The sequence below is a fragment of the Streptomyces sp. NPDC048185 genome, assembly GCF_043202495.1.
GTDB lineage: Bacteria > Actinomycetota > Actinomycetes > Streptomycetales > Streptomycetaceae > Streptomyces.
On sequence record NZ_JBIDAN010000005.1, the window covers coordinates 16,958 to 40,755 of the forward strand.

General features: G+C 74.4%; 21 protein-coding genes. 8 read left to right on the plus strand and 13 right to left on the minus strand.

The genetic code is table 11. The features are described from left to right. Positions 1 to 94 precede the first annotated feature (94 nt). Positions 95 to 1,378, plus strand: coding sequence for an enterochelin esterase (gene fes, locus ACGF3H_RS16060; protein ID WP_362500172.1), 1,284 nt, complete (start codon positions 95 to 97; stop codon positions 1,376 to 1,378). Here the strand turns inward: fes (ACGF3H_RS16060) and ACGF3H_RS16065 are convergent. Genes ACGF3H_RS16065 through fes (ACGF3H_RS16110) form a run of 10 tightly spaced genes read right to left on the minus strand, consistent with a single transcriptional unit; the run spans position 1,321 to position 13,007 of the window. After that, positions 1,321 to 2,049: a 4'-phosphopantetheinyl transferase superfamily protein gene (locus ACGF3H_RS16065; RefSeq protein WP_362500171.1), complete on the minus strand. Its 729-nt coding sequence runs from the start codon at positions 2,047 to 2,049 to the stop codon at positions 1,321 to 1,323. The two genes, fes (ACGF3H_RS16060) and ACGF3H_RS16065, sit on opposite strands and share 58 nt — an antisense overlap. Next, complete coding sequence (locus ACGF3H_RS16070; protein ID WP_362500170.1) at positions 2,046 to 2,240, minus strand: MbtH family NRPS accessory protein; 195 nt, start codon at positions 2,238 to 2,240, stop codon at positions 2,046 to 2,048. The genes ACGF3H_RS16065 and ACGF3H_RS16070 overlap by 4 nt, the downstream gene beginning before the upstream one ends. Next, positions 2,237 to 6,091, minus strand: coding sequence for an amino acid adenylation domain-containing protein (locus ACGF3H_RS16075; RefSeq protein ID WP_362500169.1), 3,855 nt, complete (start codon positions 6,089 to 6,091; stop codon positions 2,237 to 2,239). The genes ACGF3H_RS16070 and ACGF3H_RS16075 overlap by 4 nt, the downstream gene beginning before the upstream one ends. Continuing rightward, positions 6,088 to 6,315: a phosphopantetheine-binding protein gene (locus tag ACGF3H_RS16080; protein WP_362500168.1), complete on the minus strand. Its 228-nt coding sequence runs from the start codon at positions 6,313 to 6,315 to the stop codon at positions 6,088 to 6,090. Before ACGF3H_RS16080 ends, ACGF3H_RS16075 begins: the two co-directional genes overlap by 4 nt. 3 nt (positions 6,316 to 6,318) lie before the next feature. Continuing rightward, positions 6,319 to 6,951 carry an isochorismatase family protein gene (locus tag ACGF3H_RS16085; protein ID WP_362500167.1) on the minus strand — a complete coding sequence of 211 codons (633 nt, stop codon included), beginning with the start codon at positions 6,949 to 6,951 and terminating at the stop codon, positions 6,319 to 6,321. A 22-nt stretch (positions 6,952 to 6,973) separates the two neighbouring features. Continuing rightward, entirely contained in the window at positions 6,974 to 8,602 is a 1,629-nt protein-coding gene (locus tag ACGF3H_RS16090) for a (2,3-dihydroxybenzoyl)adenylate synthase (RefSeq protein ID WP_362500166.1), read from the minus strand. Next, complete coding sequence (locus ACGF3H_RS16095; protein ID WP_362500165.1) at positions 8,599 to 9,828, minus strand: isochorismate synthase; 1,230 nt, start codon at positions 9,826 to 9,828, stop codon at positions 8,599 to 8,601. The genes ACGF3H_RS16090 and ACGF3H_RS16095 overlap by 4 nt, the downstream gene beginning before the upstream one ends. A gap of 48 nt (positions 9,829 to 9,876) precedes the next feature. Then, positions 9,877 to 10,659 (minus strand): 2,3-dihydro-2,3-dihydroxybenzoate dehydrogenase, encoded by a 783-nt coding sequence (locus ACGF3H_RS16100; RefSeq protein ID WP_362500164.1) that lies wholly within the window; start codon positions 10,657 to 10,659, stop codon positions 9,877 to 9,879. Further along, positions 10,656 to 11,630 carry an ABC transporter substrate-binding protein gene (locus tag ACGF3H_RS16105; RefSeq protein WP_362500163.1) on the minus strand — a complete coding sequence of 325 codons (975 nt, stop codon included), beginning with the start codon at positions 11,628 to 11,630 and terminating at the stop codon, positions 10,656 to 10,658. The genes ACGF3H_RS16100 and ACGF3H_RS16105 overlap by 4 nt, the downstream gene beginning before the upstream one ends. Positions 11,631 to 11,678: 48 nt before the next feature. Continuing rightward, positions 11,679 to 13,007 carry an enterochelin esterase gene (gene fes, locus ACGF3H_RS16110; protein WP_362500162.1) on the minus strand — a complete coding sequence of 443 codons (1,329 nt, stop codon included), beginning with the start codon at positions 13,005 to 13,007 and terminating at the stop codon, positions 11,679 to 11,681. Positions 13,008 to 13,186: 179 nt separating this feature from the next. On the opposite strand from fes (ACGF3H_RS16110), the gene ACGF3H_RS16115 reads away from it, so the two are divergent. Further along, complete coding sequence (locus tag ACGF3H_RS16115) at positions 13,187 to 14,239, plus strand: iron chelate uptake ABC transporter family permease subunit (protein ID WP_362500161.1); 1,053 nt, start codon at positions 13,187 to 13,189, stop codon at positions 14,237 to 14,239. Positions 14,240 to 14,244: 5 nt separating this feature from the next. Beyond that, positions 14,245 to 15,309 (plus strand): FecCD family ABC transporter permease, encoded by a 1,065-nt coding sequence (locus tag ACGF3H_RS16120; protein ID WP_393816507.1) that lies wholly within the window; start codon positions 14,245 to 14,247, stop codon positions 15,307 to 15,309. 60 nt (positions 15,310 to 15,369) lie between these two features. Here ACGF3H_RS16120 and ACGF3H_RS16125 read toward each other — a convergent pair whose 3' ends face one another. After that, the gene (locus tag ACGF3H_RS16125; protein WP_362500159.1) at positions 15,370 to 16,482 is read right to left on the minus strand and encodes an NAD(P)/FAD-dependent oxidoreductase; all 1,113 of its coding nucleotides are present in this window, start codon (positions 16,480 to 16,482) and stop codon (positions 15,370 to 15,372) included. Positions 16,483 to 16,557: 75 nt separating this feature from the next. Here ACGF3H_RS16125 and ACGF3H_RS16130 point away from each other — a divergent pair, with 75 nt between their 5' ends. Beyond that, positions 16,558 to 17,238, plus strand: coding sequence for a TetR/AcrR family transcriptional regulator (locus tag ACGF3H_RS16130; RefSeq protein ID WP_362500158.1), 681 nt, complete (start codon positions 16,558 to 16,560; stop codon positions 17,236 to 17,238). Between the two features lie 29 nt (positions 17,239 to 17,267). On the opposite strand, the gene ACGF3H_RS16135 is transcribed toward ACGF3H_RS16130, so the two are convergent. Continuing rightward, complete coding sequence (locus tag ACGF3H_RS16135) at positions 17,268 to 18,455, minus strand: MFS transporter (RefSeq protein WP_362500157.1); 1,188 nt, start codon at positions 18,453 to 18,455, stop codon at positions 17,268 to 17,270. A 366-nt stretch (positions 18,456 to 18,821) separates the two neighbouring features. On the opposite strand from ACGF3H_RS16135, the gene ACGF3H_RS16140 reads away from it, so the two are divergent. From ACGF3H_RS16140 to ACGF3H_RS16155, 4 genes are read left to right on the plus strand one after another with little or no spacing between them, the layout of a single operon-like run. Beyond that, positions 18,822 to 19,592: a helix-turn-helix transcriptional regulator gene (locus tag ACGF3H_RS16140; protein WP_362500156.1), complete on the plus strand. Its 771-nt coding sequence runs from the start codon at positions 18,822 to 18,824 to the stop codon at positions 19,590 to 19,592. 31 nt (positions 19,593 to 19,623) lie between these two features. Next, positions 19,624 to 20,004 carry a DoxX family protein gene (locus tag ACGF3H_RS16145; protein WP_362500155.1) on the plus strand — a complete coding sequence of 127 codons (381 nt, stop codon included), beginning with the start codon at positions 19,624 to 19,626 and terminating at the stop codon, positions 20,002 to 20,004. Continuing rightward, entirely contained in the window at positions 20,001 to 20,468 is a 468-nt protein-coding gene (locus ACGF3H_RS16150) for a peroxiredoxin (RefSeq protein WP_362500154.1), read from the plus strand. Before ACGF3H_RS16145 ends, ACGF3H_RS16150 begins: the two co-directional genes overlap by 4 nt. Positions 20,469 to 20,528: 60 nt before the next feature. Continuing rightward, positions 20,529 to 22,871, plus strand: a complete 2,343-nt coding sequence (locus tag ACGF3H_RS16155) for a SpoIIE family protein phosphatase (protein ID WP_362500153.1) — start codon at positions 20,529 to 20,531, stop codon at positions 22,869 to 22,871. 48 nt (positions 22,872 to 22,919) lie between these two features. Here the strand turns inward: ACGF3H_RS16155 and ACGF3H_RS16160 are convergent, their stop codons facing one another. Then, positions 22,920 to 23,750 (minus strand): aldo/keto reductase, encoded by an 831-nt coding sequence (locus ACGF3H_RS16160; protein WP_362500152.1) that lies wholly within the window; start codon positions 23,748 to 23,750, stop codon positions 22,920 to 22,922. Positions 23,751 to 23,798 lie beyond the last annotated feature (48 nt).

The window sequence follows — 23,798 nt, forward strand, 5'->3', positions numbered from 1 at the left end:
ACGAAGGAAGAAGAGGGCACGTCGGGGGCGGCGACAGCCGGCGCGAAAGGCGACGTGAGATCAACTAAGGTAAGGCTAACCTAACTTAGAGATCATGGACAGTCAATTGGATTCCGTACGCACGTTCGTCCCCGGGCCTCCGGAAGGAGCCCCGAACCACCCGCCCCGCCTGCCCCGGACGGACCCGGTGCCCCGCCTCGTCCGGCCCGTGTGCGCGCTGCCCGGGCCGGACGGCACCGACGGTTTCTGGGCGGACGTACGCGAGCGCGGCACGCCCCTCGTCGGCCCCGACCCGCAGGGCAGCGCGGACCACCGGGCGGTGACGTTCCTGTGGCGCGGCACCCCCGCCACCCGGGCCGTCCAGGTCTTGCCCAACAAGCTCGGCGACCCGCGCGACCCCGACGGGAACCTCATGGAGCACGCCCCCGGCACGGACGTCTGGCACTGGACGCTGCGGCTGCGCCACGACTGGCGCGGCACCTATGACCTCTACGTCGACGAGGGCGACGGCCCGGGCCCCGGAACTCCCGCCCACCGGCAGTGGCTGCGCACCCGCAGGCGCCCCGACCCGTTCAACTCCCGTACGCTGCCCCACCGCTGGGACGGCGGCCCGGTCGCGTACGCCGAACTCCCGGCCGCCCCGAGCGCCGTGGACTGGGAGCCGCGGCCGGGCACCCCGCGAGGCACCGTCACCGAGCACACCCTTGCGAGCACCCGGCTCGGCGGCTCCCGCCGCGTCCGGCTGTACGAGCCGCCCGGCACCGTCCGGGAGCCGGCGAGGCTGCCGGTGCTGGTCCTGCTCGACGGCGACCACTGGCAGTCCCGGCTCGGGCTCTCCCACCTCCTCGACAACCTGATCGTCGACGGCCGCCTCCCGCCCGTCGCCGCCGTGCTGCCGGAAGCCGTGGACGAGGCCACGCGCTGGGCGGAGCTGTCCTGCAACCCCGGGTACGTCGACTTCCTCACCGGAGAGCTGCTGCCCTGGGCGGCCGGACGCCTGCCCCTGAGCGACGATCCGGCGCTCACCGTGATCGCCGGGCAGAGCCTCGGCGGGCTCACCGCCGCCTACGCGGTGGCGGCGGCTCCGCACCGCTTCGGCAACGCCCTCGTGCAGTCGGGCTCGTTCTGGTGGCCGGTGGGGCCGGACGCGGAGTGGCTGACCCGGGCGATCGCCGGAACACCCCGGCTCCCGGTGCGCTTCCGGCTCTCCTTCGGCGAGCAGGAGTGGGTGGCCCTGCCCGCGGCCCGCAGACTGCGCGACACCCTCATGTCCCTCGGCTACCACGACTCCTCCTACCGGGAGTTCAACGGCGGTCACGACTACCTCTGTTGGCGCACGGAACTGGCCGACGGCCTGGTGGAGCTCCTCGGCCGCTGAGCCGGCCCCGCGTCGGGCACGGCACAGGCCGCGGCCCATCCGGCCGGCACCGCCACGTCCGCGACCGTCCAGCCGGGCAGCCCGGCCGGGCGGGGGCCGGTGCCCAGGTACCGGCCACGCAGAGCGGCACCGGACAGGCCCTCGCCGGTCGCCTTGAGGTACGCCTCCTTGCGGGTCCAGCAGCGGGCGAAGGCACCGGGGAGGGCACCGGGCGGCAGCCTCGCCAGTTCCGCACGCTCGTCGGGGTGCAGCGACCGGGCGGCGTCCTCGGCCAGGCGCCGTCCGGGGAGGCGCTCGATGTCCACGCCCACCGGCCGGGAGGCCAGCGCCACCAGGGCCAGCCCGCCGGAGCGGGAGAGCGAGAAGTGCACGGCCGAGCCCGCCGGACCGGCCACGCCGGGACGGCCGTGCGGCCCGCCGCAGCCCGGGCAGGGCAGCCGCGTGAGCTGCACGGACGCGGCCGGTGTCCCCAGGTGCGCGCCCAGCACCCGCCGCAGCGCGGTGTGCGCGGCGACGTACAGGGCCCGCTCGGCCGGACGCCGCAGCGTCGCCGCACGGCGCCGCTCCTCCTCGTCCAGCAGGGAGCCGTCGAGCGGGGCGCCCGGCTCCGGCGCCCGCACGAGCCGCAGCAGCGGGGCCCGTACCGGCCCCATGGCGAAGGCGGACGTCATCGCGTGCCCGCCACCACGCGGCGCACGCACCGCTCGTACGGGGCCGGGCCGAAGCGGGGCGTCCAGCCGGTGGGCACCGTGCGCCAGACGGGCCACAGCGACAGCCGGCCCGCGGCGTTCTCCACCACCAGATGCCCGTCCCGGCCGTCGTCCGGTCCGGGTTCGAAGGGGCCGGCCGGTTCGGCGGTCATGCGTCGAGCTCCTTCAGACGGGCGGCGAGGACCGCCGCGATGTCGTCGAGGTACCGGTCCCGCATCAACTGCGGGTGGGTGCAGTCCAGGTCGTGGTTGACGACGGAGCCGGTCACGTACGGGCGCCACGCCTCCCGCGTCAGCCAGTCCTCGGCGCGGGGAGCGGCGGCCGTGAAGAACAGCACGTCGCCGTCGTACTGGCGGTGCCGGTGCTCGCGCATCATGCGGGCGTGGTTCGGCACGATGTCGACGATCCGGGACAGGGTGCGGTCGGCGAGTCCGGCCAGCGGGCTGCCCGCCCGGCGCAGCGTGGCGAGCACGTCCTCGCGGGTGCGCTCGCCGGTGCGGTCGAAGCCCGCCATGCGCAGTACGGCGGTGAGCGCGTCACCCTCCTCGGGCGCGGGCCGCTCCCGCCACTGCTCGGAGGGAAACGCGTCGAGCAGCGCCAGGAGTTCCACGTCCTCGCCCGCCTCCTGGAGCAGCACGGCGACGGCGTGCGCGAGGACCCCGCCGACCGACCAGCCCACCAGGCGGTACGGGCCGTGCGGCTGGATCCCGCGCACCTGCCGGGCATAGTCCTCCGCCTCCTCCTGGAGCGTGCGCGGCAGCGCCTCCTCACCGGTCAGGCCGCGGGCCTGGAGGCCGTACACGGGCTGCTGCGGTCCGAGCCGGGCGGTCAGCCCCGCATAGCACCAGGCGAGGCCGCCCGCCGGGTGGATGCCGAACAGCGGTGTCCGGTCGCCCTCGGTGCGCAGCGGCAGGACGACGCCCAGCGCGTCCCCGGCGGCCGGCGCCGCGGCCTCCAGCCGGGCGGCGAGCGCGGCGGGCGTAGGCGCCTCGAACAGCGAGCCGATGGTCAGCTCGGCGCCGAACTCCTCCCCTATCCGCGTCATCAGTCGGACCGCCAGCAGGCTGGTGCCGCCCAGGTCGAAGAACGCGTCGTCGGGACCGATCCCCTGCGCGTCCAGCACCTCGGCGAACAGCCGGGTCAGCGCCTCCTCGCGGGCGGAGGCCGGGCCCCGCGTGCCCGCGCCGCCGGTGAAGACCGGGTCGGGCAGCTCACGGCGGTCCAGCTTGCCGTTGGGGGTGAGCGGGAAGGCGTCCAGCGCCACGACGGCCGCCGGGACCATGTGCTCGGGCAGCTCGCGTGCCAGCGCCACCCGGACCTCGGCCGGGTCGGCGGCGCCGGTCACATAGCCGACGAGGCGGTCGTCCCGGACCACGGCGCACGCGGCGTCCACCCCCGGCCCGGCCGCCAGCGCCGCCTCGATCTCGCCGAGTTCGATGCGCTGGCCGCGCAGCTTGACCTGGTGGTCGGTACGGCCGAGGTACTCGACCTCGCCCTCGACCGTCCACCGCGCCAGGTCGCCCGTGCGGTACATCCGCGTGCCGGCCGGTCCGAAGGGGTCGGCCACGAACCGGGCCGCGGTCAGCTCCGGCCGGCCCAGGTAGCCGTCGGCGAGTTGCGCGCCCGCGAGATACAGCTCGCCCGGCACCCCGGGAGGGCAGGGCTGGAGGGCCGCATCCAGCACGTACAGGCGGGTGTTCCACACCGGCCGCCCGATCGGCACCCGACCCGGGTCCGCCCGGTCGCACGCGTGGTACGAGACGTCGACGGCGGCCTCGGTCGGCCCGTACAGGTTGTGCAGCTCCACGCCCGGCAGGGCGCGGGCGAAGGCCGACGCCGTCTCGCGGGGCAGCGCCTCGCCGCTGCAGAACACCCGGCGCAGCACGTCCGCGCAGCCCGCGGCCTGCGGCGCGCCCAGGAACACCTGGAGCATCGACGGCACGAAGTGGCAGGTGGTGACGGCCTGTTCGCGGATCAACCGGGCCAGGTACACGGGATCCTTGTGGCCACCGGGTTCCGCGACGACCAGAGTCGCTCCCTCCCGCAGCGGCCAGAAGAACTCCCACACCGACACGTCGAACGACGAAGGCGTCTTCTGCAGCACCCGGTCCCCGGGCGTCAGCGCGTACTCGTGCTGCATCCAGCGCAGCCGGTTGTCGATCGCCCGGTGCGGCACGACCACGCCCTTGGGGCGGCCCGTCGACCCGGAGGTGTAGATGACGTACGCCGCATGAGCGGGGGTCAGGGCACGGGCCGGGTCCGTGCACGGGTACGACGAAACGTCGAGCCCGTCCAGCACGACCACCTGGGTGCCGGTGCCGTCCGGGAGGCGTCCGGCGCGGTCGGTGACGGCGCACACCGGGGCGGCGTCACCGAGCATGTACGCCAGCCGCCGCGCCGGGTAGTCCGGGTCCAGCGGCAGATAGGCCGCCCCCGCCTTCAGCACCGCGAGCAGGGTCACGACCAGCTCCACCGAGCGCGGCACCGACACCGCCACCACGGCGCCCGGCCCGGCGCCCAGCGACTGGAGGTGCCGGGCCAGCCGGTTGGCGCGGGCGTTCAGCTCGGCGTAGGTCAGCGCGGTCTCCCCGAAGACCAGCGCGGTGGCGTCCGGGGTGCGGGCGGCCCGCGCCTCGATCGGGCCGATGAGCGTGGTCGGGGGCAGGGCGCGGGACGTGCGGTTGAACTCGTCCAGCACCAGGACCCGTTCGGCCGGTGTCGCGACGGGGTGGGCCGCGAGGGGCAGCTGCGCGTCGGTGTCGGCCAGCCGGTCCACGAGGTGCAGGAACCGCGCCTGGTGCGCGGCGAGGTCGCCGTCCTCGTACAGCGCCGGATTGCCGTCGTGGTCGATGCGCAGGCCGCGCCCGTCCGCGCGGTCGTAGATGTTGACCGTCAGGTCGTCCACCGGGCCCGCGGACAGGTTCCGGGCCCGTGCGGGGGCGCCCGCGAAGTCCACGTCGTAGTCGAACGGCATGACGTTGACCAGAGGGCCGACCAGGGCCCGGCTCTCGCCGAGCAGTCCCAGGTCGCGGCGGATGTCCTCGTAGCGGTAGCGCTGGTGGCGGCGGACCTCGCGGATGCCGAGGACGACCTGCCGCACCAGCTCGGCGAAGGTCGCGTCGGGGGAGACCGTCAGCCTGAGCGGCAGCACGTTCATCACCATGCCGGGCACGCGCAGCGCCACCGACCCCATACGGCCCATCATCGGCAGGCCCAGCACCACGTCCGTCCGGGCGGTGGCCCGCGCGGTGTAGAGGGCCTGCGCGGCGATCAGCACGTCCGGCCAGGTGGCGCGGAGCCTGGCCGCGAGGTCCTTCAGACGCCCGGTGGTCTCCGGGGACAGTTCGGCGCTCCGGCGGCGGAAGGTGCGCGACGGCAGCGCGCCGCGTCCCGCGAGGCGGGGCACCTCCGGCCGGTCGGCGAACGCCTCCGCCCAGTGGGCGCGGTCGGCCGCGAAGGCCGGCGAGGTCCGGTACGCGGTGTCGTCCGCGACCAGGTCGGCGAGGTGGCCGAAGGTGCGCGGGGCGGGCTCCTCGCCGCGGGTGAGCGCCGAGTACACCTCGGCGGTGCGGCGCACCAGCAGGGAGTAGCCGTAGCCGTCCATGACGAGGTGGTGGATGCACTGGTACCACAGCCAGCTGTCGTCGCCGGTCCGGAACAGGGCGTGGCGGAACAGCGGGCCGGACGCCAGGTCGAACGGCTCGGCGAGGTCGGCGCGCATCCATGCCTCGGCCTCGGCCGCGTCGGCCGAGACCCGCACGGTCAGGGGTGGGTCGACGCTGTCCGCGACGTGCTGCACGGGACCGTCGGGGCCGCCCTCGACCCGGACGCGCAACGCCTCGGCCTCGGCGGCCACCCGGCGCAGGGACTCGGCGAACAACCCCGGATCGAGCGGTCCGTCGATCTCCAGGCACTCGGCGGTGTTCTGCGCGGCGCTGAGCGGGTCCAGCGCCTGCGCGAACCACATGCCCGACTGGGCGGCCGTCAGGGGCAGGGCGGTCATACCGCCCCCAGCAACGGTGCCCAGGCCTCGATGGCGGGCTGCTCGGCCAGGTCCGCGAAGTCGGCCGTCACCGCGTGGTCGCGGCGCCAGCGCTCCAGGAGCGCCATGATGCGGACCGAGTCCAGGCCGCAGTCGACGAGGTTCTCGTCGACGGGTATGTCCGCCGGGTCCTCGCCGAGGCAGTCGGCGATGTCGCTGCGGATCTGCTCCAGGGTGAGCACCATGGTTCAGACCTCCTGAAGGAGCGTGTCGGTGGTGGTCACGACCGCACAGCGGCCGGCTGCCCAGCGCAGCGCCATGTCGTGGTCGGCGCGGGAGAAGTCGGCGACGGCGTCGGCGACCACGAACGCCCGGATGTCGCGCTGCCAGGCGTCGGCGGCGGTCATCAGCACGCCGATGTGCGCGTAGACGCCGACGATGACGATCTGGTCGCGGCCCGTCCCGCGCATCAGGTCCGCCAGTCCGGTGCGCACGAAGGCGCTGTACTTCCACTTGGTCAGCACCGTGTCCCCGTCCTCGGGGGCCACGGCGTCCGGCGTGGCGAGCTTCTCGGGGTCGTCGGCGACGCCGGGGCCCCAGAAGTCGAGCTGGAGGCCACGTTCCTCGGGCGTCTGGCCGCCGCGCTGGGCGGAGTAGACGACCGGGACGCCGAGGCGTCGGTACTCCTTCAGCAGGCGCGCGGTGTTGCCGAGCATGCCGGTCAAGGGCTGCTCGCCGGGCGGGAAGGCGCCCAGGAAGTGCTGCTGGAGGTCGTGGACGAGCAGCACGGCTCGCGCCGGGTCCACGGTCCAGGGCACGCGGTTGACGGGGAGTTCGTCCGGGGCCGGGAGCGGGTAGGGGGCGATGGCGGGGAGTGCCATGGGGAAGGGCCTCTCGATACGGTCAGGACCGGCCGGCGGCGGAGCGCAGGTGCTTCTTGCTGATCTTGCCGACGCCGGTCTGCGGGAAGACGTCGACGAACTCGACGAGGTCGGGGACCTTGTAGGCGGCGACACCGCGCTCGCGCACGAACCGCTTCACCGCGACCGGCTTCAGCGGCTCCGCGTCCTTGCGGAGGATCACGTAGGCCAGGGAGCGCTCGCCGAGGTACTCGTCGGGGACCGCGACCACCGACACGTCGTGCACGGACGGGTGGGCGAGGATGATGTTCTCCACCTCCTCCGGCGCGATCTTCTCGCCGCCCCGGTTGATCTGGTCCTTGGCCCTGCCCTCCACCACGAGGTGCCCGGTGGGGGTGCGGCGCACGATGTCACCGGTGCGGTAGAAGCCGTCCTCGGTGAACGCCCGCCGGTTGTGGTCCGGCGCCCGCCAGTAGCCGCGGATGGTGTACGGGCCGCGGGTCAGCAGATGCCCGGACTCACCGTCGGGAACGTCGTTGTCCTCGTCGTCGACGACGCGGATCTCGTCGTCCGGGGAAATCGGCCGGCCCTGCGTGGTCACCACGGTCTCGGTGTCGTCGTCCAGACGCGTGTAGTTGACCAGACCCTCGGCCATGCCGAAGACCTGCATCAGCCGGCAGCCCAGCGCCGGTTCCAGGCGGCGCGCGGCCTGCTCGCTGTACTTGGCGCCGCCCACCAGGACCAACTCCAGTGCGGACAGGTCGTGTTCCGTACCGGCCGCGGCCCCGGTCCACACCAGGGCCAGCGGAGGCACCAGCCCCGTCATGGTGATCCGCTCGCTCCCGACCAGGGGGAAGGCGGTGTCCGGGTCCGGCGCCGGGCACAGCACCACCGTGCCGCCCGCGTACAGCACGCCGAGCCAGCCGGGTGAACTCATGGGGAAGTTGTGCGCGGCGGGCAGCACCACCAGGAAGCGGGTGGCGGCGTCGACGCCGCAGATCTCGTTGGAGCCCCACAGCGAGTACAGGTAGTCGTCGTGGGTGCGCGGGATCAGCTTGGACACACCCGTCGTCCCGCCGGACAGCTGGAGGAACGCCAGCTCGTGCGGCTCGGGCCCGTCGAACGGGCCGGACGGCTCGCACGGCACCTCGGACAGCGCGGTGTGCTCGCCGGGGTCGCCGGCCACGAACACGTGCTTGAGGCTCGGCGTCCGCTCCCGCATCCGCGAGGCCAGTTCCCGGTGGTCGAAACCGGCGTGGACGTCCGGGACGACGTACGCGACCGCCTCGGTGAAGGAGCAGAAGTGGGCGATCTCCGTCTCGCGGTGCGCGGGCAGCGCGTACACCGGCAGCACGCCGACGCGGAACAGGGCGAAGACCACCTCGACGAACTCGCCGACGTTCGGGAGCTGGACGACGACCCGGTCGCCCTTGGCGATGCCGCGCGCCAGGAATCCGGCGGCCAGCCGGGCGGCGCGCTCGTCCAGCTCCCGGTAGGTCCAGGTACGGCGCTCGGGAGCCGGGTCGACCAGGGCGATCCGGTCGGGGTGCGCGGCGGCGCGCTCGCGCAGCATGCCGCCGAAGGTCTCGCCGCGCCAGTAGCCGGCGGCACGGTAGCGCTCGCCGAACTCGGCGGGCCAGGTCGGCGCGTCCACGCCAGGGGTGACGGTCACAGCGAGGCTCCCATCGCGTGCAGGAACGTACGGAACTTGGCGGCGGTCTCCGCCGTCTCGGCCTCCGGTGTGGAGGCGGCCACCACCCCCGCCCCGGCGAACAGCCTCAGCGCCCGTCCCTCGGCCTCGGCGCAGCGGATCGTCACGACCCACTCGCCGTCGCCGTCGGCGTCCTGCCAGCCGACCACGCCCGTGTAGGCGCCGCGGTCGAAGGGCTCCGACTCGGCGATCACCTTGCGCGCCACGTCGGTCGGTGTGCCGCACACCGCGGGGGTGGGGTGAAGTGCGCAGGCCAGGTCGAGGGCGGTGGTGGCGGGGTCGGAGAGCTCGCCGGTGACCGTGGTCGACAGGTGCCACATGGCCGCGGTGCGCACCAGGGTGGGCCGCTCGGGCACCACCAGGTAGGTGCAGAACGGTGCCAGCGACTCGCGTACGGCGGCGACGACCACGGCATGCTCATGCAGGTCCTTCTCGGACTCCAGGAGCCCGACGGCACGCCGCACGTCCTCCGCCAGGTCGGCGCTGCGGGGCGCCGAACCCGCGAGGGGATTGGCGGTCAGTCGGCCGCCCCGCCGGGCGACGAGCAGTTCGGGGCTGGCGCCGATGAGGGTACGGCCGGGGCCGCTGGGCACGGCGAAGGTGTAGCCGGCCGGGTCACGGCGGGCCAGGCGGCGCAGCATGACCGGCAGGTCGGGTTCGCGCGGGGAGGTCAGCTCCAGGGTGCGGGCGAGGACGACCTTGTCGAACTCTCCGGCCCGCATCCGCGCGACCGCCGCGGCGACGGCCTCGCCGTACTGCTCGCGTGCGGGCACCTCCCGCACCTGCCAGTCGGGCCGGTCCTCGTCGTGCGGTACCGGCAGCGCGATCAGCGGGTCCTCGCACAGCGGCGGCGCCCAGCGCACCGTCCCGGGCACCGCCAGCGCGGGCGGGGCGTCCGGGGTGAAGGGCAGCGCGCCGACGACGACCGGTGCCGGGGCGCCCGGGCGCCGCAGCCCGTCCAGCACTTCGCGCACCCGCCGGGCCACCGGGCGCGAGTCGTGGGGTATCTCGGCGGCGGTGCCACGGCCCAGGAGGGTCCGGTGGGGGGTGGCGAGGAACCGGTCGGTCGCCGGCTCGTAGGACTCCAGCAGCGCGGTCGCGGCGCCGGGGGAGACCGGCGTGGAGGTGGACTCAGGCACGGGTTCGTGGCGGTGTTCTTGCAGGGTGTCGTGCAGGGAAAGGGACATGGTTGTCTCCAGTGGGGAGGACGTGAGCCGTGCGCCCTGGGGCCGGGGTCAGGCCCGCAGGGTGGCGCCGCCGTCGACGTACAGGTCGTGCATCGTGATGTGCCGGGCGCGGTCGGAGGCGAGGAAGACCACCGCGTCGGCGATGTCCGAGGGATCGGCGATCCGGCCGAGCGGGATGCCGGTGCGGTAGGAGGGAAGGTCCCCCTCGACCACGCACCGGACGGAGTCGGCCTCTTCGCCGGCCGTCCACAGGGCGCGCTGCATGTCGGTCATGGTCGAGCCGGGGGAGACCGTGTTGCAGCGCACGCCACGCCCGGCGACCTCCAGGCCGAGACACTTGGTGAACATCACGGCGGCGGCCTTGGAGGCGGCGTACGCGGCCAGGCCCGCGCGGGGGATGCCGGCCGCGTTCGACGCGACGGTGACGATGCTGCCCCGGCCGCGGCCGGCCATCCGGCGGGCGACGGCGCGCGACACGTGGAAGACCCCGTCGGTGTTGACCGCGAAGGTGGCCGCCCAGTCCTCGTCGATGAGGTCGGTCACGTGGGAACTGCGCAGGATTCCGGCGACGTTGACCGCGATGTCCAGCGGACCGGCGGTGCGCTCGGTCTCGTCGACCAGGGTCTGCACCGCGGCGGCGTCGGTCACGTCCAGCGGACGGGCGACGACGCGGTCCCCGTGCTTGCCGGCGAGCGCTTCGACGCCGTCGGCCGTGAGGTCGGTGGCGACCACGCGGGCGCCCTCCTCGACCAGGGCCGTGACCACCGCCGCGCCGATGCCCCGGCCCGCCCCCGTCACGAGAGCGAGCCGGCCGTCGAGTGCGGCGGTCACGGGGCGAGCGCCTTCGTGAGGTCGTCGAGGACGATCCGCGCGGCCAGCGGGCCGCCGGCGCTGTTCCAGGCGGAGCCCTGGACGACTACGACGTGGCCCTCCTGCTCGGCCTTCAGCCTGCCGAAGTTGGGGACTGTCTTCGCCTCGGCGTACGCCTTCTCGCCGTCGGCCTTCTCGCCGAGGGTGCCGAAGAAGAGCCAGTCGCCGTCGATGGTGGACAGCTTCTCCAGGCTGACCGGCTCGCTGTGCCCGGTGCCGACACCCTGCTGGTCCTTGGGCCGCTGCATGCCGAGGGCGGTGAGGGTGGAGCCCACGTGGCCGACGCCGCGGCCGACCACCGACGGTGCCTTGTTCTGCCAGCGGACGACGCTGACCACCGCCCCGGCGTTGCCCCCGAGCTTCGCCTTGACGGCGGCCACGTCCGCGTCGAAGCCGGTGAGGATCTTCTCGGCCTGCGCCTTCTGGTTCAGCGCGTCGGCCGTGGCGGTGAACGCCGTCTTCCAGTCCTCGTTGAGCTTGGCGGTGACGACGGTCGGGGCTAGGGACTCCAGTTTCGAGACGTCCTTCTTCACCGCCGTGGTCTCGTCCAGCAGGATCAGGTCGGGCTGGAGCGCGGCCAGCTTCTCCATGTCGGCCTCCGCGACCGTGGCGACCACTTCGGCCTTGCCCGCCTTGTCGGCAAGGTAGGTGGACACGCCCTTCTGCCCGCGCCCGGCGGTGGCGCCGACCGGCTCGATGCCGAGCGCGAGGGCGGCGTCCAGCGTGGGCTCGCTCAGCGTGACGACCTTCTGCGGCTCGGCGGGCACGTCGACCTTGCGGCCCGTGACGTCGGTGACCTGACGGCTGCCCGAGTCCTTGCCGCCCGCGCTGTCGCTGCCGTCGTCGTCGCAGCCGGTCAGGAGCAGCGCTCCGGTCACGACGGCGACGGCGGAGGTGAGAACGGTTCTGCGGGACGCACGTGCAGAGGACATGAAGGGATCGCTCCTTGTGGCGACGGGGGTGGACATGCGGAGGGTGGATCAGGAGGCGGGGTCGCCGAGCAGACGGACCAGGCCGTCGGCCAGGGTGCCGTGCCAGCAGGCGTAGTCGTGACCGCCGTTGAACTCGTCGTAGGTGACGCGGTGGCCCGCCGTGCGCAACGCGTCGTGCAGGGCGCGGCTGTGGTCGACCATGGCGCCCTCGTGCAGCCCGACTTCCAGATGGACGCGTACGGGCCGGGAGGTGCCGGCGGCGTAGCGGCCGACGAGCCAGGGCGTGCCGTACACCGGCGGTTTGGGCCCGGACGGCGGCGGCAGCCCCGGCCGCCACCACAGGGAGGCGGACTGGGCGAGGACGTTGCCGAACCGGTCGGGCCGCAGCAGACCCGCGTACAGCGCGGTCACGCCACCGAGACTCTGTCCGGCGACGACGGTGCGCCGCGGGTCCGTGGTGAGCGGCCAGCGACCGGCAGCCCACGGCAGCAACTCGTCGGCCAGGAAGGCGACGAACGGCTCCCGGCCGCCCAGGTCGCGCCAGCGCGTCCGCCGGTCCACGGCGTCCGGCGCCACCACGGCCAGCGGCGGCAGCATCCCGTCGGCGATCAGCGCGTCCAGTGTGCCGCCGAGGCCGAGCCGCCCGAACCACATGTCGCCGTCGCAGAGCAGCGCTACCGGCAACGGGGCGTCGACGGCACGGTCGTGAGCCGGCGGCAGGTAGACCCAGGCGTCCCGGTCCCCGACGGGAGCCGCGCCCGGGACCCGGTGCCGTTCGACCCGGCCGGCCGGCACCGTGCCCCGGCGGCCGGCCCACGGCTGGGGCGGGGCGGCCGGGAGGGCGAAGACCGAGCTGTCGGAGGACTGCCAACGGGTCGAGACGGTCCGGGAGTTGAGCGGGTCGGCGGCGGCGTGCGCGGACAGCGACCGCAGTCGCTGCTGGAGGGCGACCGGGTCGGTGGGCGGCTCCTTGGGCGAGATGTCGGCGGCGAGCCGGTACGAACCGCGGTGGTCGGCACGCAGCCGCAGACCCAGGTGCCAGACATCGGTGCCGGGCACCCGTTCCAGCAGCGAACCGGCCAGACGGCCGCGGTCGGTGATGCGGTTGCCGAACAACAGCACCTGGCGGGTGGCGCGGTGGCCGCGCCACAGGAACGTGACCGCCCGGTGGCCGGGTTGGCCGTCGAGTTCCTCGACGAGCGGGGTGCCCAGCCGCTCAGCCTCGCTCCAGAAAGCGGCCGCAAGGGCCGCCCGCCGCGGGTCGTCGGCTCCGTCCGCCTCCTCCAGGAGGCGCGCGACACGCGGGCCCGTGACCCGGACCGGGCGGACGTCCGGCGCGGCGACACCGCGGGAGGTGGGGCGGGGGAGCGTGGTCATCGGCGTTCTCCGTGAACGGCTGTCGGAAGGCGGGCAGGGGTGGGGAAACTGCCGACGAAATGGTCAACAGTACTAGTTAGGTTAGCCTAAGCTAAGCACATGTCCATCGGAATGTGTGTACTGCACCCGGCCGAGCCGGCGACCGTCGTCCGCCACCGCGCGCCCCGGTCGGCGGCCTCGTGAGCGCCACGACGGCGCTCGCTCCACCGGGCCGGGCGCACGGCACGAACAGGCCCCGCCCCACAGGCTCCAGGCATGCGGCGGCCCTGCTCCTCGGTGTCGTCCTGCTGGTGGCGGCCGCCGCCCTCTCCCTGGCCGTGGGCACCAAACAGATCCCCCTCGACCAGGTCTGGACGGCCCTGTACTCCCCGTCCGGCACGGAGAACGACGCGATCGTGCGGGATCTGCGACTGCCCCGCACCCTCATCGGCGCCGCCGTCGGCGCGGCCCTCGGCCTCGGGGGCGCCGTGATGCAGACCCTGACGCGCAATCCGCTCGCCGACCCGGGCCTGCTCGGCGTCAACGCCGGCGCGTCGGCCGCCGTCGTCACCGCGATCGGCGTCCTCGGCATCACGTCCTTCACCGGGTACCTGTGGTTCGCGGTGGCCGGAGCCGCCCTCGCCGCCACCGCCGTCAACACCCTCGGAGGCGGCCGCTGGGCCACCCCGGTCCGCCTCGCCCTCGCCGGAACCGCCGTCAACGCCGCCCTGTTCGGCTACGTCAACGGCTTGTCACTGTGGCACCTGAGCACGCTGGACGAGATGCGGTACTGGTCGGTCGGCACCCTCGCCAAACGCGACACCTCCCTGCTGCTCACCGTGGCGCCGCTGCTCGCGGCCGGTGCCCTGCTCGCCTTCGCGCTGGCCCGGCCGCTCGGCGCGATCTCCCTCGGCGAGGACCACGCGCTGGCGCTGGGCACCCGGGTGCGGCGCGTGCGAATGCTGTCCGTCGTCGCCATCACCCTGCTGTGCGGTGGTGCCACCGCCGTGTGCGGGCCGATCGGCTTCATCGGCCTGATGGTCCCGCACGCCGCCCGCGCGTTCTGCGGCCCCGACCCCCGACGGCTCATGCCCTTCTGCGCGCTGTACGCGCCGGTGCTGCTCCTCGTCTCGGACGTGGTCGGACGCATCGTCGTGCCGCCGTCCGAGATCGAGGTCGGCACGGTCACCGCGTTCATCGGCGGACTGCTCTTCATCCATCTCGTACGGCAGCGGAAGGTGGCCCAGCTGTGAGCCTCGTGAAGGACGACACCGCGCGGGCCCGCGTCGGCGTGCGGCGCGGACTGCTGCGCACGGGCCGCTGGTCGCTGCGCTACGACACCCGCGCCCTGCTGGTCTGCGTCGCGCTCGCGGCGCTCACGGTGTGCGCCATGGTGTCGGCCATCGGAACCGGCACGTACGAACTTTCGCCGCCCGAGGTGCTGCGCACCCTCGCCGGGGACGGGCCGCCCGGCGCCGGGTTCGTGGTGCTCGACCTGCGGCTGCCCCGCGCCCTGGTGGCCGCGCTGGCGGGCTTCGGGCTGGGCACGGCGGGGGCGGTGTTCCAGTCACTGACCCGCAACCCGCTGGGCAGCCCCGACATCATCGGTTTCGGCAACGGCGCCTCGGCCGGTGCGCTGGTCGCGATCATCCTCTGCGACGCGGGCGCGGCGCAGACCGCCGTCGGCGCGGTGTGCGGCGGCGTGGCCACCGCCGCCGCCGTGTACCTGCTGGCCTGGAAGCGCGGCGTGCACGGCTACCGGCTGGTCCTCGTCGGCATCGGCGCCTCCTCCGTGCTCGGCGCGGCGACCAGCTTCCTGTACCTGCGCGCCGACATCGGCAAGGCGGCCCAGGCCGCCGCCTGGACGATCGGGTCGCTCAACGCCCGGGGCTGGGGCGAGGTCCGCATCGCGGCGCTGGGGCTGGTGGTGCTGATCCCCGTCGTCCTGATCCACGGGCGCCGGCTGACGATGCTCGAGATGGGCGACGACACCGCGGCCGCGCTCGGAGTGCCGCCCGAGCGGAGCCGGCTGGTGCTGATCGGTGCGGGCACGGGACTCACCGCCATGGCGGTGGCGGCGGCCGGACCCGTCCCGTTCGTGGCGATGGCGGCCCCGCAACTCGCCCGCCGGATCACGCGGGCGGCGGGCCCGAACGTGCTGTCCGCCGGATGGACGGGCGCACTCCTGGTCACCGCGGCCGACCTGGCCACCCAGCGTCTGACGGGCTCCGCCCTGCTGCCGGTCGGCGTGGTCACCGGCATCGCCGGCGGCGCCTACCTGGCATGGCTGCTGCGCGGCGAACGCAGGGCGGCACGTCTGTGACGGGCCGCCCCCGCCGAGGGTCGACGGCTCGCCGTGACACCGAGTACGGCTCTGGTCCGTTCAGCCCTGGAAGAAGGCGAGCATCTGCCGGGCGGCGTCCGGTGACGTCAGCAGTTCCTGCATCCTCACGGACATCCGGGCGGCAGCGCTGCTGCGTTCGAACATCTCGCGTTCGTATTCCTCGACGGCGGCGGGAAAGTCGTCCGGGTGCGCCGCGAGTGCGAGGCCGAGCAGTGCGCCGTCGAGCAGCGCCATGTTGGCGCCCTCTCCCACCGGCGGCATCAGGTGCGCGGCATCGCCGAGCAGCGTGACGCCCGGCGTCGACGGCCAGGTCAGGCCGGCCGGGAGAGTGAAGACCGACCGTGGCACGATCGTGTCGTCACAGGCCGCGATCAGCGCGGTGAACCGTGAGTCCCAGCCGGGGAGCAGGTCGATCAGCCGCGCCCGGGCGGCGGCCGGGTCGTCGAACGGGATCCCGCTGGTGGCGAACCAGTCCTCGCCGGTGCCGTAGAAGCTGATGCCGATGCGGACGCGGCCGTCACCGTTGCGCTGCGCCGCCAGGGACATCCCGTCGCCGAGCACCCAGTAGTTGCCGCGCCCGAGCATCGCCGCGAGGTCGGGGTGCGTGCGGTCGATGTCGGGAATGCCGACCTCGACGACGTTCTGGCCCATGTGCACCGGACGGGCGTCGGTGAGCAGCGCGCGGACCCGGGAGTGTGCGCCGTCCGCGCCGACCAGCAGGTCGTACGACGCGCTGCCGCCGTCGGCGAAGTGCAGCAGGCCCTTGTCGGTGGAGGCGGAGGTGAACGCCTGCCCCCAGCGCACCGTGTCGCCGGGGAGGGAGTCCAGCAGCAGGTTCCGCAGGTCGGCGCGGTCGACCTCGGGCCGGTCGAGCGGAGCGTCGTCGGGGGTGTCCTCCTGGAACAGCAGGGTGCCGTCCGGCTCGAGGAGGCGCATGTCCTGGCCCTCGCCACGGGCGATCGCGAAGAACCGGTCGATCAGGCCGGCCTCGCGCAGCGCCCGCTGCCCGGAGTGGATGTCGAGCATGCCGCCCTGACCGCGCGCGCCGCGTGCCGATTCCCGTTCATGGACGACGGCCTCGATGCCGTGCACATGCAGCACACGGGCCAGAGTCAGGCCGCCGAGGCCCGCTCCGACGATGGCGATGGTCATGAGTGCCTTCCCCTCCGCTACGTCGATACGCCGTACTGATCGATACAGTGTATCGAACTGTGTAGGGTGATCGGCATGTTGGTGTGGGAGAGGCCGGAACCACCGAATCGACCCGTTCCGGCCCCGTTGAGCCGGGACCGGATCGTGCGAGCGGCGATCCAGCTCGCCGACGCGGACGGCCTGGACGCGGTGTCGCTGCGCAAGGTCGCCGCCGCGCTGGGCGTCGGGCCGATGCGCCTGTACGGCTACATCACCAGCAAGGAGGAGCTGCTCGACCTGATGGTCGACGCCGTCCACGCCGAGATCCGGCCGGCCGGAGACGGCTGGCGGGAGGTGCTGCGGTCTCTGGCCGAGACCACGCGGCACGCCGTTCACGAGCACGAATGGCTCGCCGACCTCCTGGGTGGCCGACCCCAGCTCGGGCCGAACGCGCTGGCCACCGGGGAGACCGTGGTGGCCGCACTGGGCGGCATCGACGTGGACGTCGTCATGCCGGTGGTCGGCGCGGTCAACGCGTACGTGATCGGCGCGGTGCGCCGGGAAATCGCCGAGCGACGTGCCGAGCGGGCCACCGGGATGGACGAGAAGCGCTGGCAGGCCTCACTCGGGCCCTATCTGGAACGGACCTTCGCCACCGGCCGGCTCCCGGCGCTGGCCCGGGTGGTGCGCGATGCCGCCCACCTGGACGCCGACCACACCTTCCGGATGGGCCTCGACTTCCTGCTCGACGGCATCGAAGCCCGCATCGCGGGGTGACGTCCGGCTGCCGGGCCGGGACAGCACGCTCACCGCACGTCGGCGTCGTGCGGGGCGGGCTTCCCCGCGGCGGGCACCGGGAGCGGCTCGCGCAGGCCGTGCAGCAGCAGTCCGCCCAGCGCGGGCAGCACCACCAGCGGCAGCAGGGCGGCCCGCAGCGTCGTGGCGTCGGCGAGGGCGCCGAGCGCGGGAGCGGCGAGGCCGCCGACGCTCACGGTCAGCCCCAGGGTAACCCCGCTTGCCGTGCCCACGCGCCGGGGCAGGAAGTCCTGGCCCAGGGTGATGTGCAGGGAGAACGGCACGTACAGCCCGGCCGACGTCAGCGCGACGAACACGTACGCCGCGGGTCCGGGCACCAGGACGAGCCCGGCGACGGCCAGGACCGTCAGGGCGTACGACCGGCGCACCACCTTCAGCCGCCCGTACTTGTCGGCGAGCCGGCCCCCGGCCACCGTGCCCACCGCGCCGCCCAGGTAGAGCACGAACAGCGCGGCCGTCCCCGCCGCGGCACCCCCGCCGGTGCGCTCCCGGACGTAGAGCGACACGAACGTGCTCAGCCCGACGAAGACGACCGAACGGCAGACCACGGCACCGGTGAGACGGAGGAACGACGCCCAGTCGTCCGAGCCCGCCGCCGTCACCGTACGGCCCCCCGGCCCGCGGACGGCTCCGGCCGAGCGCACCGCCGCCACGCACAGGACCGCGCCGGCGACGGCCGGGACGGCGAGCAGGGGGGAGGCGCCGAGGCCGCCGGTGGCCACGACGGCCCAGACCAGCGGCGGTGCCAGCGCGAAACCGGCGTTGCCGCCCAGCGAGAACCATCCCATCGCGGTGTTGCTGCCGCGCGCGGCGTCACGTGCCGCGCGGGCCGCTTCCGGGTGGTAGGCGGCGACGCCGACGCCCCCGAGGGCGACCGCGGCGAGGGTGAGCGCGTAGGAGTCGGTGACGCCGCTCAGGGCCACCCCGGCCCCGCCGGTCAGCGTGCTCAGCGGCAGCAGCCACGGCAGCGCCCACCGGTCGGTGAGCGCCCCGAACAGCGGCTGCACCAGCGACGACAGCAGCGAGGCGGCGAGTACGACGCCGGAGGCGGCGGCGTAGGTGTAGGCGCGCTCGGCGACGAAGTACGGGACCAGGGCGGCCACCGCGCCCTGGTACAGGTCGACGCAGGCGTGCCCGAGGGCCAGCAGGACGATGGGCCGGTTGCGGTTGACGGTCACCGGTCGATCGTCCAGCCCGGCACTCCTGGCCCGCTTCCGATAATCTGCCCGTTCGTGTCGAACACCCGCCAGTCCAGGAGCCCCGCCCCCGGCACCGTGCCCCCGGCCCCCGAAGCACCGCCGCCCGCACGACGCACCCGCGAGCCCGAGAAACCCTCGCCCCGGGCCCCCGAGGCCGGGTGCACCGCGCAAGCCGCCCCGGAGGCCGGGGGCGCCGCGCACCGCGCCCCGGAGGCCGGGGGCATCGCGCAAGCCGCCCCGGAGGCCGGGGGCATCGCGCACCGCGCCCCGGAGGCCGGGGGCGCCGCGCACCGTGCCCCCGACGCCTCGCCCCCCGCCCCGTCGGCTACGCGCCGCGGACCCCGTGTGCGTCATACTCCGACCGCCCCCACCCGGGCCCAGTGCCTGGCCGCCGGGCAGCGCATCGACGCGCACCGGCACGACGACCACCAGATCGTCTACGCGGGCTCCGGAGTCGTCGCCGTCACCACCGAAGCCGGTACCTGGTTCGCGCCGGGCACCCGGGCCATCTGGATCCCGGCAGGCACCGTGCACGCCCACCGGGCCCACGGCCGGCTGGACCTGCACCTGGTGGGACTGCCCGCCGGCGACAACCCGCTCGGCCTGGACACCCCGGTCGTCCTCGCCGTCGGCCCGCTGCTGCGCGAGCTGATCGTCGCCTACACCCGCGACCCCGCCGACACCGGCCCCGAACGCCGCCGCCTCCTCGGCGTCCTGCGCGACCAGCTGCGCGCCTCCCCTCAGCAGCCGCTGCGCCTGCCCACCCCCGCCGACCCCCGGCTGGCCGCCGTCTGCGCACTCGTCCACGCCGACCCCGCCGACACCCGCACGCTGGCCGCGCTCGGCGCCGCCACCGGGGCGGGCGAACGCACCCTCAGCCGTCTCTTCCGCGGCGAGTTCGGCATGACCTTCCCCCAGTGGCGCACCCAGTCCCGCCTTTACCACGCCCTGCGGATGCTCGCCGACGACATGCCCGTGACCACCGTCGCCCACCGCTGCGGCTACTCCTCGGCCAGCGCGTTCATCGACGTCTTCCGCCGCTCGTTCGGCTACACACCGGGCACCCACAACCGCCGTGACCGAACCGGCGGCACCCCGGCCCGTACCGTCCAGTAATATCGCGCGGCAGGCCCCCAGAGGAGGAACCGTGTCCCGGTCCGAACGCTCACCGCTGCTGCTCGCCGGCCTGCTGGCCACCGCGGGCGTCGCCCACTTCGCCCGGCCCCGCCCCTTCGACGCGACGGTGCCGCGCAGCCTGCCGGGAACGCCCCGGGCATGGACGTACGCCAGCGGCGCCGCCGAACTGGCGCTCGCCGCCGGCCTCGCCGTCCCCCGCACCCGCAAGGCCGCCGCACTGGCCACCTCGGCCTTCTTCGTCGGCGTGTTCCCGGCGAACGTGAAGATGGCCGTCGACTGGCGGCACCGCCCCGCCCCGCAGAAGGCCGCCGCCTTCGGCCGGCTGCCCGTCCAGCTGCCGCTGGTGCTCTGGGCCCGCGGCGTCGCCAAGGGCTGCGAGGGCCGGTCGTGAGCCGCGTCCCGGCCGTCGGTGACACGGTCGACGACTTCACGCTGCCGGACGAGACCGGCACCGCGCGCAGCCTGTCCGCACTGCTCGCCGACGGGCCGGTCGTGCTCTTCTTCTACCCGGCCGCCCTGACCCGGGGCTGCACCGCGGAGGCCTGCCACTTCCGCGACCTCGCGGCCGAGTTCGCCGCGGCCGGTGCCCGGCCGGTGGGCATCAGCGGCGACCCCGTCGAACACCAGCAGGAGTTCGCGGGGCGCCACACCCTCGGCATGCCCCTGCTCTCCGACGCCGACGGCACGGTCCGCGAGCTGTTCGGGGTGAAACGAGGTCTGAGCCTGGCACCCACCAAGCGGGTCACCTTCGTCATCGGGCCCGACCGCACCGTGCTCGAGGTCGTCCGCAGCGAGCTGCGCATGAACACGCACGCCGACCGCGCCCTCGCCGCGCTGCGCGCTCACCGCGGATAACACACCGGACCCACCGGCCTGCGGTTGAAACCGCTTCGTGTGGGGTCAATCCTGGACGCTATGGAGCATGCCTCCGCCGTGGCGACCCTGGACGCACGCGGCACACTGACGGGGTGGAGCGAGGGCGCCCGGCGGCTGACCGGCCATCCGGCCGAGGAGGTCGTGGGGCGGCCCGCTCGGGACCTGCTCGCCCGGCAGGTGCCGCCCGGGGCGCTGTCGGAGCTGTCCGGCAGCGCGGTGCTCCGCCGCCGCGACGGCTCCACCGTGACCGTGTCCCTGCGCGGCTGCCCGCTGCTGGGGGCGGACGGCACGCCGGACGGGTACGCGGTGACCGGCGAGCCGGACGACGCCGGAGCGCTCCTGCTGACCGGGGAGACCTTCCAGCAGGCGTCCCTGTCGATGTCCGTCCACGACACCCGGCAGCGCTATCTGCGGGTCAACGACACGGCGCAGCGGATGCTGGGCGTGCCGGAGGAGGAACTGGTCGGGCGGCAGCTGCCGGAGGTCATGGAGGAGGTCGACGCCAACGGGTCGGGCTTCCTGCGGCACCTTCGGCAGGTCGTCGACACGGGCCGGTCCGCGCGCTACGAGACCCTCACACCCGCCTCCTCCCGGCTCGGCGAGCACGCCTGGACCATCGAGATGTGGCCGCTCCGGGACGGGGCCGGTGACGTGGCCGCCGTGGCCGTGGCGGGGTTCGAGACCACGGAGCAGCACCGGGCCCGGCAGCGGCTGGCCCTGCTGAACGAGGCCGCGACCGCGATCGGCACCTCCCTGGACGTGGTGCGCACCGCCGAGGAACTGATCGACATCCTCGTCCCGCGGTTCACCGAGTTCGCCAGCGTCGACCTGCTCGACTGGGTCCTCGGCGCCGAGGAACCGCTCGCGGTGCCGGCCGAGGACATCGTCCTGCGCCGCGTCGCCCACGAATCCGCCGCCCAGGGGCTTCCCAGGCCGTCCGTGCGCCTGGGCGACACCGACGTGTACCCGCCCTGGTCCGCGCCTGCGCGGGCACTCCGGGAGGGACGGCCGGTCCTCACCGGTCCGGGCGACCCGGACTTCGACCGGTGGATGCGGACGCGCAACGAGCAGTTTCCCGCCAACCGTCCGTTCCGCGACCGCGTCAGCTCCACCCTCGCGGTGCCGCTGCGGGCCCGCGGCACCACCATGGGCGTCGCGACGGCCATGCGCGTCACCCCCCGGGACCCGTTCGCCCCCGACGACATCGCGCTGGCCGAGGAACTGGCCAGCCGTGCCGCCGTCTGCGTCGACAACGCCCGCCGCTTCGCCCGCGAGCGCTCCACCGCGCTCGCCCTCCAGCACAGCCTCCTGCCCAAGGGCCTGCCCGGCCAGTCCGCCGTCGAGGTGGCCCACCGCTACCTGCCCTCCGGCTCGGCGGCCGGCATCGGCGGCGACTGGTTCGACGTGATCCCGCTCTCCGGCAGCCGGGTCGCCCTGGTCGTCGGCGACGTCGTCGGCCACGGCATCCCGTCCTCCGCGACCATGGGCCGCCTGTGCACGGCCGTACGCACCCTCGCCGACGTGGACCTGCCGCCCGAGGAACTCCTCACCCACCTCGACGACCTCGTCGCCCACCTCGCCGCGGACGGCGGCGACGACGAGGCCGCCGAACTGGGCGCCACCTGCCTCTACGCCGTCTACGACCCCGTCACCGCATGCCTCGCGCTGGCCTCCGCCGGCCACCCCGCGCCCGCCGTCGTGCTCCCCGACGGCACCACCCGCCTCCTCCCCGTCAACGCCGGGCCACCGCTCGGCGTCGGGGGGCTGCCCTTCGAGGCGACCGAGGTGGTCCTGGCCGAGGGCTCCGTCGTCGCGCTGTACACCGACGGTCTCCTCGAGGACCCCGACCACGACGTCGACCACGCCACCACGGAGCTGTGCCGCGCGCTGACCGCGCCCGCGAACTCGCTGGACGCCCTGTGCGACAGCGTGCTGAAGGCCGTGCTGCCGGCGGAACCCGGCGACGACGTGGCGCTGCTGCTGGCCCGTACCCGGGCGCTGGGCACGGACCGGGTCGCCACGTGGGACGTTCCCCCGGACCCCGCGCAGGTGGCCGGCGTCCGGCGGTCCGTCACCGAGCGGCTGTCGGCGTGGGGGCTGGACGAGGCGGCCTTCGTCACCGAACTCGTCGTCAGCGAGCTCGTCACCAACGCGATCCGGTACGGCGAGCCGCCCGTCCAGCTGCGCCTCATCCGCGACCGCACCCTGATCTGCGAGGTCTCCGACGCCAGCTCCACCTCGCCGCACCTGCGCCGGGCCCACGCCTTCGACGAGGGCGGCCGGGGACTGCTGCTGGTCGCCCAGCTCACGCAGCGCTGGGGCAGCAGGCAGACCGACGACGGCAAGACCATCTGGGCCGAACAGCCACTGCCCCCGGAGTGAGGGCCGGGGCGGACACCGGCAGGGAGAGGGCCGGTGCCGGATACCCCGTCAGAACTCCTCGTGCACCTCGGGGTCCCCGCCGATCCGCCGGTGGGGCCGGCCGGCGACGGCGTCCATCTGGGCGTCGTCCAGGGTGAAACCGAACACGTCGAGGTTCGCGCGCTGCCGCCCGGGGTCCGACGACTTCGGGATCGGCACCGCGCCGAGCTGGGTGTGCCAGCGCAGCACCGCCTGGGCCGGCGTCACCCCGTGCGCCTCGGCGACGGCGGCGACGGCCGGGTCGTCGAGCACGTCGCTGCCGCGGCCCAGCGGGCTCCAGCTCTCGGTGCGGATGCCCTTGCGCGCGTGGAAGGCGCGCAGGTCGTCCTGCGGGAACAGCGGGTGCAGCTCGATCTGGTTCACGGAGGGCAGGACACCCGTCTCCTTCTCCAGCCGCTCGATGTGCTCCGCCGTGAAGTTGGAGACGCCGATCGAGCGCACGAGACCGTCGTCGCGCAGCTTGATCATGGCCTTCCAGGAGCCGACGTACCGGTCCACCCGGGGCAGCGGCCAGTGGATCAGGTACAGGTCGACGTACTCCAGGCCGAGCCGGGCGCGGGACTCCTCGAACGAGGCGAGCGTCTCCTCGTAGCCGTGGTGCCTGCCGGGCAGCTTGGTCGTCACCACGATCTCCTCGCGGGGGACGTCGCTGCCGGCCACGCCCCGGCCGACGCCGGTCTCGTTGCGGTAGTTCGTGGCCGTGTCGATCAGGCGGTAACCCGTCGCCAGGGCGTCGCGGACGGCCCGCTCCGCCTCGTCGTCCTTCATCGGCCAGGTGCCCAGACCCAGGGCGGGGAGTGTGGTGCCGTCGTCGAGCGTGTACGCCGGGATACTGATCACTGCCGGACCTTTCCCTTGACTGTCACGACCGTGTGCCGCCCGTCCAGC